Here is a 15256-nt window from a genome sequence, read left to right on the forward strand (position 1 = left end):
TTCGTTTCCGCCGGCGCTCAGCCGAAGTAGCCGACGCCGCGGGCCATCAGCGCCGCCAGCAGCGGAATCAGCAGCAGCAACAGCAGCTCCAGGCGGATGACCAGGGTCACCCGGCGGGCCTGGCTCGCGCTGACCTCGGGCAGCTGGCCGGCCTTCAGGCTCTTGCGCCAGCCGAGGAATAGCAGGGTCGGCACGATCGACAGCAGGCCGACCAGAACGAACAGGGTGAGCTTGGCGTGGAACAGGCCGTTGTGCAGGTAGTAGTCCAGGCCCTTGGCGAACCACAAGGCCCGCGCCGCGCCGGTGAGCAGCACCAGCACGGCGCTCATGCCATAGGCGGCGTCGAGGCGCACCAGGCTGCGCGCCCGCTGCAGGTCCAGGGGCAGCTTGAACAGCTGGTGCTCCAGGGTCAGCAGGGCGAACAGGACGAAGATCGACAGGTAGTGCAGGTAGGCGGCAATGGCTTCGGCCATGGGAGTTTCCTTACTCGGTGGAACAGTCGGTTGGGCGTGGATGGGTCGGCCCGGGGGCGCCGAACCACGCGTCGCGGCGGGTCAGGCGATACGCATAGCCACCCAGGCTGAGGCTTCGCAGTAGCATGAAGGCAAGGAAGGCCAGCCACAAGCCGTGGTTGCCCAGGGGCTGCAGCAGCCAGCCCAGCGCCAGGCTGGGCAGCAGCGCCAGGAGCATGGCGTCGCGCATCTCCCGCGCCCTGGTGGCACCGATGAACAGGCCGTCGAGCAGGTAGCTCGATACCGCGATCACGGGCAGCAGGGCCAGGTAGGGCAGGTAGTCGAGGGCCGTGGCGCGCACCACCGCGATGTCGGTCTGCAGGGCGATGAACCAGTGGCCGCCGAACCAGAAGAACAGGGCGAAGCCGAGGCTGGCCAGCATCGACCAGCCGGCGGCGACGATCAGGCTGCGGCGCAGGGCCCGGCGGTCGCCGGCGCCGAGGGCGTGGCCGCACAGCGCCTCGACCGCATGGGCCAGGCCATCGAGGGCGTGGGCGGTGAGCAGCAGGCCGTTGAGCAGCAGGGCGTTGGCCGCCACCGTGGCGTCGCCCAGGCGGGTACCCTGCACCGTGACCAGGAAGAACACCGACTGCAGCGCCAGGCTGCGGATAAAGATGTCGCGATTGACCGCCAGCAAGGGGCGCCAGCTGGCCCAGCGGCGCAGCAGCGGCCACTCGATGCCGCCGGCATAGGCGGCCAGGGCGCGCCGGGCCAGGTACAGGCCGAGCAGCGCACCGCTCCATTCGGCCAGCACCGAGGCCCAGGCGGCGCCGGCCACGCCCCACTGCAGGCCGAGCACGAACAGCAGGTCGAGGGCCACGTTGAGCAGGTTGGTGGTCAGCAGGATGGCCAGCGGCCCACGGGCGTTCTGGGTGCCGAGCAGCCAGCCGATCAGCGCATAGCTGGCCAGCGCCGCCGGCAGGCCGAGCAGGCGGATATGCAGGTAGCTGCGGGCCAGCTCGTCGAGGGCCGCCGAGGGCTGCATCAGGCTCAGGGCCAGGCCGCTGAAGGGCAACGCCAGGAGCATCAGCAGCAGCGCCAGGCCGCCGGCCAGCAGCAGGCCCTGGCACAGCACCTGGCGCAGAGCGCCGCCGTCCTCGCGGCCGGCGGCCTGGGCGGCGAAACCGGTGGTGCCCATGCGCAGGAAGCCCACGGTCCAGGCCAGCAGGGTATACAGGCTGGCGCCGACGGCCACGGCGGCGAGCTGATGGGCGTGGGGCAGGTGGCCGACCACCGCGCTGTCGACCAGCGCCACCAGCGGCACGGACAGGTTGGAGAGGATCATCGGCGCCGCCAGGGCCCAGACCCGTTGGTGGGTCGGGCGGTGACGCCAGGCATCGCGTAGCAAGGACATAGGGGCTCCCGGACAGCGCTGCAGTATACGGAAGGCGACGCCGCGCCGATAAGCCGGGTGCCGGCCCGGGTTGTGCACGGCCTGGCAGCTTGCCGGGCGGGCCCTGGGCTATAGTGTCCGGCGTCCGCACCCGCCATGTCTGGAGCCCGCAATGCCGAACAAAGGACTGCTTCTGGCACTTGTCCTGAGCCTGCTCAGCGCCTGTGATTCCTCCACCGAGCCGGCCCAGGTCAGCGCCACGCCGGCGTCGGCACCGGCCAGTAGCGTCCCGCAGGCGCCGCCCCGGGTCGACCGCGAGGCCCTGGCCGCGCGCTATGCCGGTCGCGAGCTGAGTGTGGTGGATGTCTCCGAGGTGCAGCTGGACGGCGCCAGTGCCCTGTCGGTGAGTTTCGCGGTGCCGCTGGAGCCCGAACAGAACTTCGCCGAGCGCCTGCACCTGGTCGACAGCAAGAGCGGCAAGGTCGATGGTGCCTGGGAGCTGGCCGACAGCCTGATGGAGCTGCGCCTGCGCCACCTGGAGCCGCGACGCAAACTGGTACTGACCGTGGATGCCGGCCTGCGCGCGGTCAACGGCGCCGAGCTGGCCGATGAACATATCAGCCGCGTGCAGACCCGCGACCTGCAGCCCAGCGTTGGTTTCGCCAGCCGCGGCTCGCTGCTGCCGACCCGGCTGGCCGAAGGCCTGCCGGTGATCGCCCTGAACGTCGACCGGGTCAACGTCGAATTCTTCCGCATCAAGCCCCAGGCGCTGCCGCGCTTTCTGGCCCAGTGGGGGCGCAGCAGCAACCTGGAAACCTGGGAGGCGCAGCAGCTGCTGCCGATGGCCGAGCTGGTGTATGGAGGTCGCTTCGACCTCAACCCGGCGCGCAACACCCGCGAGACCCTGCTGCTGCCGCTCGCCGGCCTGCCACCGTTCCAGCAGCCAGGGGTGTACCTGGCGGTGATGCGCGAGGCCGGCAGCTACGGCTACTCGCAGCCGGCCACGTTGTTCAGCCTCAGCGACATCGGCCTGTCCGCCCACCGCTACGGCCAGCGCCTGGACGTGTTCACCCAGGCCCTGGCGGGTGGTCAGGCATTGGCCGAGGTCGAGCTGGAGCTGCTCGATAACAAGGGCCGGGTGCTGGCCGCGGGCAAGACCGACGACGCCGGCCACGCCGAACTGCCGTTGCCGGCCAAGGCCGACCTGCTGCTGGCGCGCCAGGGCGAGCAGACCAGCCTGCTGCGCCTCGCCGGGCCGGCCCTGGACCTGGCCGAGTTCGATATCGCCGGGCCCAAGGCGCAGCCGTTGCAGTTCTTCGTGTTCGGCCCGCGGGATCTCTATCGCCCGGGCGAGACCGTGCTGCTCAATGCCCTGCTGCGCGACGCCGACGGCCGCGCGGTGCCGGCCCAGCCGGTCAGCGTCGAGGTGCGCCGGCCGGACGAGCAGGTCAGTCGCAAGTTCGTCTGGCAGGCCGATGACGCCGGCCTCTACCAGTACCAGCTGCAGCTGGCCGAGGAGGCGCCGACCGGGCGCTGGCAGTTGCTGCTCGATCTTGGCGACGGCCAGCCGCAGCTCTACGAGTTCGCCGTCGAGGACTTCCTCCCCGAGCGCCTGGCCCTGGAACTCGAGGGCCGCGACAGCCCCTTTGCCCCGGCCGAGCAGGCCGAGTTCGCGGTGAGCGGGCGCTACCTCTATGGCGCCCCGGCCGCGGGCAACCGCCTCAGTGGCCAGCTCTACGTGCGACCGCTGCGCGAGGCGGTGGCCGGCCTGCTGGGCTATCAGTTCGGCTCGGTCACCGAGCCGGAGCTGAGCCAGGATATCGAGCTGGAGGAAACCAGCCTGGACGAGCAGGGCCGGACCCGGCTGGAGATCGACAGCCGCTGGCGCGACGCCAGGTCGCCGTTGCAACTGATCCTCCAGGCCAGCCTGCAGGAGTCCGGTGGCCGCCCCATCACCCGCCGCCTGGTGCAGCCGGTGTGGCCGGCCGAGCGCCTGCCGGGGCTGCGCGGCCTGTTCGACGGCGAGCAGGTCGACGCCGACAGCCTGGCCGAGTTCGAGGTGCTGGTGGCCGACGCCGCCGGGCGCAAGCTGGCCGCCGAGCAGCTGACGGTGCGCCTGGTGCGCGAGCGCCGCGATTACTACTGGAACTTCTCGGCGAGCGATGGCTGGAGCCACCACTACAACGAGAAGTACCTGACCCTCAGCGAGCAGCCGCTCAGTGTCGCGGCCGGCGCCACGGCGAAGGTCAGCTTCCCGGTGGAGTGGGGCCCGTACCGGGTCGAGGTGATCGACGGCCAGACCGGCCTGCTCAGCAGCCTGCGCTTCTGGGCCGGCTACCGCTGGCAGGACAACGCCGGCGGCGGTGCGGTGCGCCCGGATCAGGTCAAGCTGGCCCTGGACCAGCCGGCCTATGTCGAGGGCGACACCGCCCAGGTCACGGTCACCCCGCCGGCCGCCGGCAACGGCTACCTGCTGGTCGAATCCAGCGACGGCCCGCTGTGGTGGCAGGAGATCGAGGTGCCGGCCGAGGGCAAGCGCTTCGAGATTCCCATCGCCAAGGCCTGGGCGCGCCACGACCTGTACGTCAGCGCCCTGGTGATCCGCCCCGGCGAACGGCAGGGCAACGCCACGCCCAAGCGCGCGGTCGGCCTGCTGCACCTGCCGCTCGAGCGCGCGCCGCGCAAGCTGGCGCTGCGCCTCGAGGCCACGGAGAAGATGCGCCCCAGCCAGCCGCTGAAGATCAGGGTGCAGGCGCGCAACGCCGATGGCAGCGTGCCCCGGCGCGCCCGGGTGCTGGTCGCCGCGGTGGATGCCGGCATCCTCAACATCACCGGCTACCCCACCCCCGACCCCTTCGCCGCGCTGTTCGGGCGCAAGGCCTACGGCGCCGACCAGCTGGATGTCTACGGCCAGCTGATCGAGGCCGGCCAGGGCCGGGTGGCCAAGCTGGCCTTCGGCGGCGATGCGGCCCTGGCCGCCGGCGGCAAGCGCCCGGACACCAGCGTGCTGATCGTCGCCCTGCAGAGCCAGCCGCTGTGGCTGGACGAGCAGGGCGAGGGCGAAGTCAGCCTGGACATCCCGGACTTCAACGGCGAACTGCGCCTGATGGCCCAGGCCTGGACCGACGAGCGCTACGGCATGGCCGAGGCCAAGACCCTGGTGGCCGCGCCGCTGATCGCCGAACTGTCGGCGCCGCGCTTTCTCGCCGGCGGCGACGAAACCCGCCTGGCGCTGGACCTGCACAACCTGTCCGGCCGGGCCCAGCAGCTGCAGGTGCAGCTCGCCGTCGAGGGCCAGCTGCAACTGGCAGACGCGGCAGAGGCGGTGCACGGCATTCGCCTGGACGCGGGCGAGCGGCGCATTCTGCGCCTGCCGGTGCGGGCCCTCGGCGGCTACGGCCAGGGGCGCATCGGCGTCGAGGTGCAGGGCCTGACATTGCCCGGCGAGTCGCTGCCGCCCTTCGCGCGCCAGTGGACCCTGGGCGTGCGCCCGGCCTACCCGGCGCAGCTGCGGCAGTTCCGCGCGGTGCTCGAGGACCAGCCCTGGCGCCTGCCGGACGACGCCCTGCAAGCCTTCGAGCCGGCCGGACTGGAGGCGCGCCTGCAGCTGTCCAGCCGCCCGCCGCTCAACCTCGGCGAGCACATCCGCGCGCTCAAGGCCTACCCCTATGGTTGCCTGGAGCAGACCACCAGCGGCCTGTATCCGTCGCTCTATGCCGACGCGGCGAGCCTCCAGCGCCTCGGCATCGCGGCCGAGCCCGAGCCCCAGCGGCGGAGGGCCATCGAACTGGGCATCGAGCGCCTGCTGGGCATGCAGCGGCACAACGGCAGCTTCGGCCTGTGGGGCGCCGACGGCAGCGAGGAATTCTGGCTGACGGCCTACGTCACCGACTTCCTCCTGCGCGCCCGCGAGCAGGGCTTCGGCGTGCCGGCCGAGGCACTGAAAAAGGCCAGCGAGCGCCTGCTGCGCTACCTGCAGGAACGCAACCTGATCGAGGTCGACTACAGCCAGGACGGCAACCACAGCCGCTTCGCCGTGCAGGCCTACGCCGGCTACGTCCTGGCGCGCAGCCAGCAGGCGCCGCTGGGCGCCCTGCGCAGCCTGTTCGAGCGGCGCGGCGACGCCCAGTCCGGCCTGCCGCTGGTGCACCTGGCCGTGGCCCTGCAGAAGATGGGCGATGCGCCGCGCGCCGAGCAGGCCCTGGCCGCCGGCCTGGCGCGCGGCCGCGACAGCCAGCGCTGGCTGGCCGACTACGGCAGCGCGCTGCGCGACCAGGCGCTGATCCTGGCCCTGCTGGAGGAGCACGAACTGGCCGCCGGCAGCCGCGAGCAACGGCTGTTCGCCCTGGCCGACGAAGTCGCCAGCCAGCGCTGGCTGTCGACCCAGGAGCGCAACGCCCTGTTCCTGGCCGGGCGCACCCTGCTCGGCAAGCCCGAGGCGGCCTGGACGGCCCAGCTGCAGAGCGGGGCCTTCGCGTTCAGCCTGAGTGACGCCCAGCCGGGCCTCAAGCTCGAGGGCGAGCAACTGGCCGCGCCGCTGACCATCAGTCACGCCGGCGCGGCGCCGCTGTACCAGCAGCTGACCCTGTCCGGCTACCCGCGCGAAGCGCCGGCGGCCGGCGGCGAGAACCTCAGCATCTTCCGCGAGTACCTGGGCATGGACGGCCGCCCGTTGGACCTGGGAGCGCTGAACAGCGGCGAGCTGGTGCTGGTGCACCTGACGGTGGCGGCCAAGCAGCGGGTGCCCGATGCCCTGGTGGTCGACCTGCTGCCGGCCGGCCTGGAGCTGGAAAACCAGAACCTGGCGCAGAGCGCCGCCAGCCTGGCCGATGCCGGCAGTGCGGTGCAGGAGTGGCAGCGTTCGATGCAGAGCGCGCGGCTCAAGCATCAGGAGTTCCGCGGCGATCGCTACGTCGCCGCCCTGGACCTCTATGGCCACGGCACCACCCACCTGCTGTACCTGGCGCGCGCCGTGACCCCGGGCAGCTACCGGGTGCCGCCGCCCCAGGTCGAATCCATGTACCGGCCGAACTGGCAGGCCCTGGGCGAGTCGCCGGGGCGCCTGGTGGTCAGGGAGCGGTGATAGAAGGCTTCCCGGATTGCATCCGGGCTACAAAGCATGCCTGCGTGCTCGTGGTAGCCCGGATGAAATCCGGGACGAGACTCAGGCAGGGAGGTCTGCAGCATGGTGCTCTACCGCCGGGCCCGCGTGCCCGGCGCCTGTTACTTCCTCCCCCTGGCGCTGCAGGACAGGCGCGCGGATACCCTGCTGCTGCACCGTGCAGCCCTGGGCGATGCCTTGCGTCGGGGGCGCCGGCAACAGCCCTTTGCGCTGCCCGCTATCGTCCTGCTGCCGGACCACCTGCATATGCTGATGCCGTTACCCCGGCGCGATGCCGATTTTTCATCGCGCTTCCGCCTGCTCAAGTCGATGTTCGTCGCCGCGCTGCGCGCCCAGCCGGACCACACCATCAGGCTCAATGCCAGGGGGGAGGCCAATCTCTGGCAGCGGCGCTTCTGGGAACACCTGATCCGCGATGAACGGGGCCTGGCCGCCCATGTGGATTACATCCACATCAACCCGCAGAAGCATGGCCTGGTCGAGCGGGTGTGCGACTGGCCGCACTCCAGCTTCCACCGCTATGTGCAGCGCGGCCTGTTGCCGCGCGATTGGGCTGGAGGAGACGAGCGGGCGGTCAGCCGTGCGGGGGCGTAAGCGCTCCCGGATTGCATCCGGCTACGCCTCTCCCGTAGCCCGGATGCAATCCGGGGCAGCACCCATTCAACGCCTAGTGAATCAGGCCGCTGAGCAGCCACAGGCCGAGGAACAGCCACACCAGTCCGGCGATGATCGAGCGGCGCAGGAAGGCGCGCAGTGCGGCGTAGAGCAGCAGCAGGCCGATCACCAGCACGGCGATGCCGAGCAGCGACGGGGTGATGCCGAGGGCCTGGGACAGGCCCGAGATGAAGCCGGCGACCGCGCTGCCCATCAACTCGAAAAAGCCGCCCAGGGCCTCGACGACAAAGCGGATCAACTCGCCAAAGGCTCGGCCCAGCCACTCGAAAAAACTTTCCACCTGCATTCGACAAATCCTTTCCGCCCTGCGGCGCAGTGGGTGATCGCCGGCGAGCGCCGGCGGCAAAGGCGCCTAGTGTGCCATCGGCAGAGCAGATCCGCAGGCTTGGCGGACTGCTGCCAGGCGGCGGTTCTGCCTGGCGCGTGGATCAGTCCCGCGTTGCTGGAAGTGCCAGCAGTAGCACGGATGCAATCCGTGGCAACGTCTTGCACTGCGTATGGGAGTGTCGTCCGGCGTGGCAGGAGCAGGTCTAGGTCTGGAGGGCTTCGGCTCGGAGTGCAGCAGGCAAAGCTGGGGGATGGCAGGGGCGCGACAGAAGGGGGCGGGTTGTATTTCGAGGAGTGGCGGACTTCATTCGGGCTACTGCTGGGGGCTCGGAGCTTTTTCGGAGTGAACAACCCGGGGGACGGACGACCCCGGGCTGCTCCATTTCTGCGTACTGTTACTTCTTGAACTCGAACTTCACCACCGGCGAGGTGGCGCCGCTGTTGTACTGCATGTACAGCACGCGACACTTGCTCGCATAGTCCTTGGGCGTCTTCCAGTTGAACTGCCAATAGCCGTCGCCGTTGTACTGCAGGCCGCTGCTGCCGGAAGTGGTTTCCTCGACGGCATCGGTCGGTTGGCCCCCGACGCAGAGGTTTTCCGAGGAGAACATGCCACTGAAACTCGAGCCATAGGCAATTGGCACGTTGTTGGCGTCGGTCAGGCGCCACTTGATCGGTATCGTTTGCCCGGCCTTCGCGACGTTAACCAGGCCATTGTCCACCGGGCTGAAGAACCCGTCGAACTTGTAGGTCACCAGGAAACTCTGGCACAGCGGCTCTCCGGTATTGCCGGCAGAGTCCGTACCTCGGACACAGACTTCATGGTTGCCGACGGACGTCGCGTCGAAGCTGACCTCGACATCCTCCGCCACCCCATCAAAGGCACCGTCCTTCGCACTCATGGGCAGCCAGGCGCCATTGTCGACACTGTATTCGGCATCGGCGATCAGGCTGCCGCCAGTGCTGCTGTCGTCGACCGTCGCGCTGACGGTTGCAGTGCCGTTCAGATATATGGGATCCGGCAGAACGGCTACGTCCGACGTGATGGGGCCGGCCTCGTCGGCTGGCAGCACTACCACGTCCGGTACCTCCAGGTGGCCAATGCTGATCGTGACATTGCTGGACGCCCCTCCGCCAAAACTTCCAGATAAGGCAAGTGCACCGCTGAGCGTGAAGCCGGCGGCCATGTCGACCCCCGTCACGCTCCAGCACGTGGGGCCACTAGTGCCAACTGGTTTTGTAAAACTGCCCAGAGACTCACCTCCGAGTGACACGTTATTTAGACTGATGGAGGTAGGCGTCTGGTTCTTGGTGATAGTGATCTGCAGGTAGTTTAATGGGCCCAGATTGGATAGGTTGCGTGTAATAGGCTGACCCAAGCTTTCCACGGCGGTGCTCAAGTTGCCGACACCGTTATAGGTGAACATTACGGCCTTGCCTGTCTCCCATGTGACGTCGCCTGTCGCCGCTGGGGCGATCACCGGCAATTCGCTTATCGATATTTCTTTCCCGCCGCCGCCGCTGCTGAGGTTGAAATAACTGACCGACCCTTTCAGCGTCAGCGTTTCACCTTGGCCTAATACGCAGCCCTGGGTCACTGTCGGCGCGGCCTGTGCGGTCACCGACGGCAGGGAGAGGGCCAGTGCCAGGGTCGCAAGGCCGGCCAGTCGGGCTGAGCCCCAACAAGCGCCGGAATCAGGCGTTTGGCCTGTCGGCATGGAATGGCTCACGTCTGTCACCCTGTTGAGTTTTTTGGCGATGTGCGGCGAACGCTCAAAATAGTTGCTATCCATGGTTACTGCCCTGCCTTGAGTTGATAAGCGTCTACGTCCAAGTGAGGCGAATCAGTTCGAGAGTCATCCCGTCAGCCAGGCAGCAGCGAGCGCCGGCTCCGTGCATGCCTGGCTAAGCGCTTGAGTCTGATGTCGTCTTTTTCGGGGGCCGGAAACTTGTTTTGAGTGCGTCACTAATTCAGATGATCGGCCCCGGTCACCTGATATCAGTGTGATATGGGTTTAGGCAGGCGCGGATACTCTGTAAAGCCGCGAATCGATGGAAAATGTGCTTTGTGACAGTATTCCGACGATCGGTATGTTTCGAGTGGTTGGGTTGTTCGCTGGCGTCATTTTTACGACTTTTCGAGTGCTGGCTAATTGCAATCAATCAGTCAATAAGTCGTTAAATTTAAAGGAGTTAGCGCTTTGATCTGGTGGTCGCAGTGGCGGCAGGTTGTCAGGCTCGGCAGGGCGCGTCGTCGAGCCTGGCTGATGGCAGCATTGCTGCTGGTGCCAGCATCGCTGTGGCTGGCCGACCGGCTGTGTCCGCTGCCGCTGCCGCACGACGACCTGGCCCGGGTGGTGCTGGCCGAGGACGGCACGCCGCTGTGGCGCTTCGCCGATGCCAAGGGGGTGTGGCGCTACCCGGTGAGCCTGCAGCAGGTCTCGCCCTACTACCTGCAGGCGCTGCTGACCTACGAGGATCGCTGGTTCTACCGGCATCCCGGGGTCAACCCCCTGGCCCTGGTGCGCGCCACCTGGCAGAACCTGCGCGGCGGGCGAGTGGTGTCCGGTGGCAGCACCCTGTCGATGCAGGTGGCGCGCCTGCTCGATCCCCACGACCGCTCTCTGGCCGGCAAGCTCAAGCAGCTGGCGCGCACCCTGCAGCTGGAGTGGCACCTGTCCAAGGACGAGATTCTCGGCCTGTATCTCAACCGCGCGCCTTTCGGCGGCACCCTGCAGGGCGTGGCGGCGGCCAGCTGGAGCTACCTGGGCAAGTCGCCGGCCAGCCTGACCCGCGCCGAGGCGGCCCTGCTCGCGGTGCTGCCCCAGGCTCCCAGCCGCCTGCGCCCGGACCGTCACCCACAGCGCGCCCAGGCGGCGCGCGACAAGGTGCTGGCGCGTCTGGCCGGCTTTGGCGTGTGGCCGCAGGCGCTGGTCGAGGACGCCCTGGAGGAGGCGGTGCTGCTGGCGCCGCGCCGGCAGCCGTCGCTGGCGCCGCTGCTGGCGCGGCGGCTGAATGTACCCGGCAGCCCGCCGCTGATCCGCACCACCCTCGATGCCGCGCTGCAGCGCCGCCTGGAGGACCTGCTGCTGGGCTGGCGCGCGCGCCTGCCGGAGCGTACCTCGGCGGCGATCCTGGTGGTCGAGCAGCCAAGCATGGCGGTGCGTGCCTACCTGGGCTCGGTGGATATCGGCGATGCCGCGCGCTTCGGCCATGTCGACATGATCAGTGCCGTGCGCTCGCCCGGTTCGACCCTCAAGCCCTTCCTCTACGGCATGGCCCTGGATGCCGGGCTGATCCATTCCGAATCCCTGCTGCAGGACGTGCCGCGGCGCTACGGCGACTACCGCCCCGGCAACTTCGCCGCCGATTTCAGCGGCGCGGTATCGGCCAGCCAGGCCCTGGCCAGCTCCCTCAACCTGCCCGCGGTGCAATTGCTGGAGGCCTACGGCTCCAAGCGTTTCGCCGGCGAACTGCGCCATGCCGGCGTGCCCCTGGCCCTGCCGCCGCTGGCCGAACCGAACCTGGCGCTGATCCTCGGCGGCGCCGGCAGCCGCCTGGAAGAGCTGGTCAGCGGCTACAGCGCCTTCGCCCGTGGTGGGCGCGCCGCGCGCCTGCGCCTGCAGCCCGGCGACGCCCTGCATGAGCGGCGCCTGCTGTCCCCCGGCGCCGCCTGGATCGTGCGGCGCATCCTCAGCGGCCAGGCGCGGCCCGACCGCGACCCGCGGGCGCAACTGGTGCAGCGCCCGAGCCTGGCCTGGAAGACCGGCACCAGCTACGGCTTTCGCGATGCCTGGGCGATCGGCGTGGCGCCGCGCCATGTGATTGGCGTGTGGATCGGTCGCCCGGATGGCACCCCGGTGCCCGGTCAGTTCGGCCTGGCCTCGGCTGCGCCGCTGCTGCTGCAGGTGCACGACCTGCTGAGCAACCGCGACAGCCAGCGCGGCATTGCGTTGCCCGCAGACCCGCAGCCCGCCGAGGTCGGTGTGGCGGCGATCTGCTGGCCCCTGGGCCAGCCGTTGGAGCGGGGCGACCCCAACTGCCGGCGCCAGCGCTTCGCCTGGACCCTGGCCGGCACCACGCCGCCGACCCTGCAGGCGCTGGACCAGCCCCTCGGCCTGGGCCTGCGGGAGACCATCTGGCTCAATGCCGAGGGCCTGCGTGTCGATGCCGGCTGTGCCGGCGCCGAGGCTCGCGACATCGCCCTGTGGCCGGCGCCGCTGGAGCCCTGGCTGCCGCGCCGCGAGCGGCGCAGCGCGCGCCTGCCGGCGGTCGACCCGCGCTGCCCGCCAAGCCAGCCAGCGGCCGCCGCGCCCCTGTCGATCGTCGGCGTCAGCGACGGCGACCGCCTGCGCCGACCCGCCACCAGCGCCACACCGCTGCGCCTGAGCCTCTCTGCCCTGGGCGGCGGCGGCCGGCGCTGGTGGTTCCTCGACGGCCAGCCGATCGGCGAGAGCGCCGCCGAGGCGGTACTCGAGCAAACCTTCGCGCGCAGCGGTCACTATCGGCTCAGCGTGCTGGACGAAAGCGGGCAAACCGCGCGGCTGGGGTTTCGCGTGGATGACTAGAACTGTGAGGGGTGTCACGAAGCTTTAGCGGTGATGGCCGGATGCCATGTGGTTAAATGCGCGCCGGATTTTTTTGCCGCTCAAGGGATTGAAAGCATGGCGCTTCGTAGTACGCCGCTGGCCGCCTGGCTGATCGTTACCCTCGCCCCTGTTGCCCTGGCCGCGCAGACCCCGGGCGATCGAGAGCTGATTCGTGAGCGCCAGGAACGCCTGCTGCAGGAGCAGCAGCAGCGCCTGGAAGAACTGCGCCAGCTGCCCGGCGCGACGCCGCAGCTGCCGTCCGAGCCGGCTGGCGACAGCGAACGCTGTTTCGACATCCAGCAGATCGAGCTGAGCGGCGCCAGCCTGCTCGGCGAGGCCGAACAGGCCAGCTTGCTGGCGCCCTTCGTCGGCCAGTGCCTGGCCGCCGGCCAGCTCAACCAGCTGCTCAAGGTCATCACCAATCACTACCTCGGCCGTGGCTACGTCACCACCCGCGCCTACCTGCCGCCGCAGGAGCTGGCCGATGGCACGCTCAAGGTCATCGTGGTCGAAGGGCGGCTCGAGGGGCTGGACAGCTCCGAGCTGGCCAGCGAGCGCGAGCTGGCCATGAGCTTTCCCGGACGCACCGCTGAGGTGCTCAACCTGCGTGAGCTGGAGCAGCTGGTCGAGCAGCTCAACCGCCTGCCCTCGCGCCAGGCGCAGCTGGAGCTGCTGCCCGGCGAGCAGGTCGGTGGCAGCCGCGTGCAGCTCAAGGGCCAGCGCAGCAAGCCCTGGCGCGCCAGCCTGACGCGCCACAACGACGGCCAGCCAAGCACCGGCGAGCAGCAGTGGGGCCTGGGCCTGGGCCTGGACTGGGACAGCCCGCTGGGCCTGGCCGACCAGTTGAGCCTGCGCGCCGGTGGCGATGCGGTCAGCGACAGCTATCGCCACTCGCACAACCAGAGCCTCCGCTATTCGCGAGCTCGAGGATGCCGATTACGGCCGTAGCGAGCCAGGCTCGCGAAGATCTTACTCTGGGCATTGAAAAGGTTGGCGGCGCAATGTTCGATGTGTCACGCTAGGCGCGCTTATCACCTACCGGATTCTTAGCTGCTCGGGCTTCGTGAGAAAGCTGTGGGTTGACAGTCTGCCATCCTGCCGAAAATACGGACATACTCAACTCAAGCAACTGCCGGGAGTTCTTTAGGTTCTGCAATTACCGCAGCAGTGCTTAAGTTGGTTCTGCCTCGTAATTCTCGCTCCTGCGAATGATCTAGATGTGTGAGTTGGAGGGCTTCTTTGAGCCGTTGTGCCTTGTGGAACTACTTGCGCTCCCTGAAATGGCGGCGCTTGTGGAGTAGGCGGCCAAGGTGACTTTCCCGGGCTCCGACAGTCTGGAGAAGGTAGCCTATTTCTATCAGGTACAGTGCATGCCTTGGGTGATGAAACAGATATAGGAGGAGACCGTTTAGCTTGGCCAGACTCAGCTGTTCGGAGCATTTTACGAGTGCATTATGGAGGGGCTTTCATTCGGTTAGCCAACGGTTATGTCGACGATCAAGGCGCGCCCTGTATACACTTCCCAAGTATGATGAAATACGTCGATCCCGCCTCCCGAGTTCTTCCTTAGAGCAGATGACCTTCGCCAAAGCCGAGTATGCCGGCAAGCGGAAGCAGACCCGTAAGGAGGCGCGCCTGATCGAGAGGGGGCAGGTGGTGCCGTGGAGGGGACTGATTGCTCTGATCGAGCCGTACTACCCCAGGGCGAAACCGGCCGACCGGCGTACGCGTTGCTGGCGATGCTGCGCATTCATCTGATGTAGAACTGGTTTGGCTACAGGGATCCGGCGATGAAAGAAGCACTGTACGAGGCCACCATCTTGCGCCGTTTTGCCGGGCTGAGACTGGAGCGCATCCCGGACGAAACTACCGCCCTCAATTTTACGCGCCTGCTGGCGAAACACGAGATGGCGGTCGGGGTGCTTGGTTATTTGGGTGGTCGTGGTCTGTCGCGACGCCTGGGCACCATCGTCGATGCCACGTTTATCCAGCGTCCAGTTCGACCAAGAACAAGAGCGGCAAGCGCGATCCAAAGAAGGATCAGACCAAGAGGGGCAGCCAGTCTAACTTCGGCATGAAGGCGCACATCGGCGTCGATGACGAATCGGGCCTGGTGCACGGCCTGGTGGGTACAGTGGACAATGTGGTGGATGTCGACCCAGGTCGACCAGCTGCTTGGCGAGAACGAGGTCTGTGCGGATGCCGGTACACTGGCGTCGAGCAACGACCCGAGCATGAAGGCCGCGCAGTCATTTGGCTGATCGCAGCTCGTCGTAGTAACTATAAGAAACTCGATAGGCGCAGTGCCCTGTACAAAACCAAGCGCAAGACCGGGAAGGCCAAAGCGCAGATGCGCGCAAAGGTCGAGCATCCGTTTAGGGTGGCCAAGCGTCAGTTCGGTTGTGTGATAGCGCGCTTCCGTGGCCTGGTGAAGAGCACAGCGCAACTGGTGACGCTGTTTGCATTGTCGGACCTGTGGATGACGCGTCGACGTTTGCTGGCGAGCGCAGGAGAGGTTCGCCCGAAATGTAGGAGATGGCTGCCGCGAGGGGCGCGCGCCTGCCAAAAAATGCAAATAATGTGGCGGCGGGGCTGGTCGATTTTGATCGATCCCCTTGCTTTCAAATGGGCGATGGCTGAAGTGGCTCGGAAATACCGGGCTACTTCAGAGCATCCCTAGGGTTACGAGTCGTAATAA

General features: G+C 68.0%; 9 protein-coding genes and 1 pseudogene. 6 read left to right on the top strand and 4 right to left on the bottom strand.

The window, feature by feature from the left end; all coding sequences use genetic code 11:
• Positions 1-17: 17 nt before the first annotated feature.
• Positions 18-473 (bottom strand): DUF2214 family protein, encoded by a 456-nt coding sequence (locus LPB260_RS23110; protein WP_208708195.1) that lies wholly within the window; start codon positions 471-473, stop codon positions 18-20.
• A gap of 10 nt (positions 474-483) precedes the next feature.
• On the bottom strand, positions 484-1866 hold the full coding sequence (locus LPB260_RS23115; RefSeq protein ID WP_208708196.1) for an MATE family efflux transporter: 1383 nt from the start codon (positions 1864-1866) through the stop codon (positions 484-486).
• Positions 1867-2017: 151 nt separating this feature from the next.
• On the opposite strand from LPB260_RS23115, the gene LPB260_RS23120 reads away from it, so the two are divergent.
• Positions 2018-6928, top strand: coding sequence for an alpha-2-macroglobulin (locus LPB260_RS23120; protein WP_208708197.1), 4911 nt, complete (start codon positions 2018-2020; stop codon positions 6926-6928).
• Positions 6929-7030: 102 nt separating this feature from the next.
• Positions 7031-7561, top strand: coding sequence for a transposase (locus tag LPB260_RS23125; RefSeq protein ID WP_208708198.1), 531 nt, complete (start codon positions 7031-7033; stop codon positions 7559-7561).
• A gap of 73 nt (positions 7562-7634) precedes the next feature.
• On the opposite strand, the gene LPB260_RS23130 is transcribed toward LPB260_RS23125, so the two are convergent.
• Together LPB260_RS23130 and LPB260_RS23135 are read right to left on the bottom strand one after the other, a co-directional pair.
• The gene (locus tag LPB260_RS23130; protein WP_208708199.1) at positions 7635-7928 is read right to left on the bottom strand and encodes a hypothetical protein; all 294 of its coding nucleotides are present in this window, start codon (positions 7926-7928) and stop codon (positions 7635-7637) included.
• Positions 7929-8364: 436 nt separating this feature from the next.
• A complete protein-coding gene (locus tag LPB260_RS23135; protein WP_208708200.1) occupies positions 8365-9762 on the bottom strand; it encodes a PxKF domain-containing protein in 1398 nt (465 codons plus the stop codon).
• Between the two features lie 411 nt (positions 9763-10173).
• Between LPB260_RS23135 and pbpC the strand changes: the two genes are divergently transcribed.
• From pbpC to LPB260_RS29485, 4 genes and pseudogenes are all read left to right on the top strand, one after another.
• Positions 10174-12537: a peptidoglycan glycosyltransferase PbpC gene (pbpC, locus tag LPB260_RS23140; RefSeq protein ID WP_371926166.1), complete on the top strand. Its 2364-nt coding sequence runs from the start codon at positions 10174-10176 to the stop codon at positions 12535-12537.
• A gap of 96 nt (positions 12538-12633) precedes the next feature.
• Positions 12634-13476, top strand: a pseudogene (locus tag LPB260_RS23145) (ShlB/FhaC/HecB family hemolysin secretion/activation protein); the annotation flags it as partial.
• Between the two features lie 872 nt (positions 13477-14348).
• Positions 14349-14636, top strand: coding sequence for a hypothetical protein (locus LPB260_RS29480; RefSeq protein WP_371926123.1), 288 nt, complete (start codon positions 14349-14351; stop codon positions 14634-14636).
• Entirely contained in the window at positions 14633-15238 is a 606-nt protein-coding gene (locus tag LPB260_RS29485; protein WP_371926124.1) for a transposase, read from the top strand. Before LPB260_RS29480 ends, LPB260_RS29485 begins: the two co-directional genes overlap by 4 nt.
• Positions 15239-15256 lie beyond the last annotated feature (18 nt).

The organism is Pseudomonas sp. LPB0260 (assembly GCF_013388395.1).

What these genes read in the sequence shown, in the direction of transcription:
- LPB260_RS23110 (WP_208708195.1), bottom strand. Translation starts at nt 473, where the DNA reads ATGGCCGAAGCCATTGCCGCCTACCTGCACTACCTGTCGATCTTCGTC.
- LPB260_RS23115 (WP_208708196.1), bottom strand. Translation starts at nt 1,866, where the DNA reads ATGTCCTTGCTACGCGATGCCTGGCGTCACCGCCCGACCCACCAACGG.
- LPB260_RS23120 (WP_208708197.1), top strand. Translation starts at nt 2,018, where the DNA reads ATGCCGAACAAAGGACTGCTTCTGGCACTTGTCCTGAGCCTGCTCAGC.
- LPB260_RS23125 (WP_208708198.1), top strand. Translation starts at nt 7,031, where the DNA reads ATGGTGCTCTACCGCCGGGCCCGCGTGCCCGGCGCCTGTTACTTCCTC.
- LPB260_RS23130 (WP_208708199.1), bottom strand. Translation starts at nt 7,928, where the DNA reads ATGCAGGTGGAAAGTTTTTTCGAGTGGCTGGGCCGAGCCTTTGGCGAG.
- LPB260_RS23135 (WP_208708200.1), bottom strand. Translation starts at nt 9,762, where the DNA reads ATGGATAGCAACTATTTTGAGCGTTCGCCGCACATCGCCAAAAAACTC.
- LPB260_RS29480 (WP_371926123.1), top strand. Translation starts at nt 14,349, where the DNA reads ATGAAAGAAGCACTGTACGAGGCCACCATCTTGCGCCGTTTTGCCGGG.
- LPB260_RS29485 (WP_371926124.1), top strand. Translation starts at nt 14,633, where the DNA reads ATGAAGGCGCACATCGGCGTCGATGACGAATCGGGCCTGGTGCACGGC.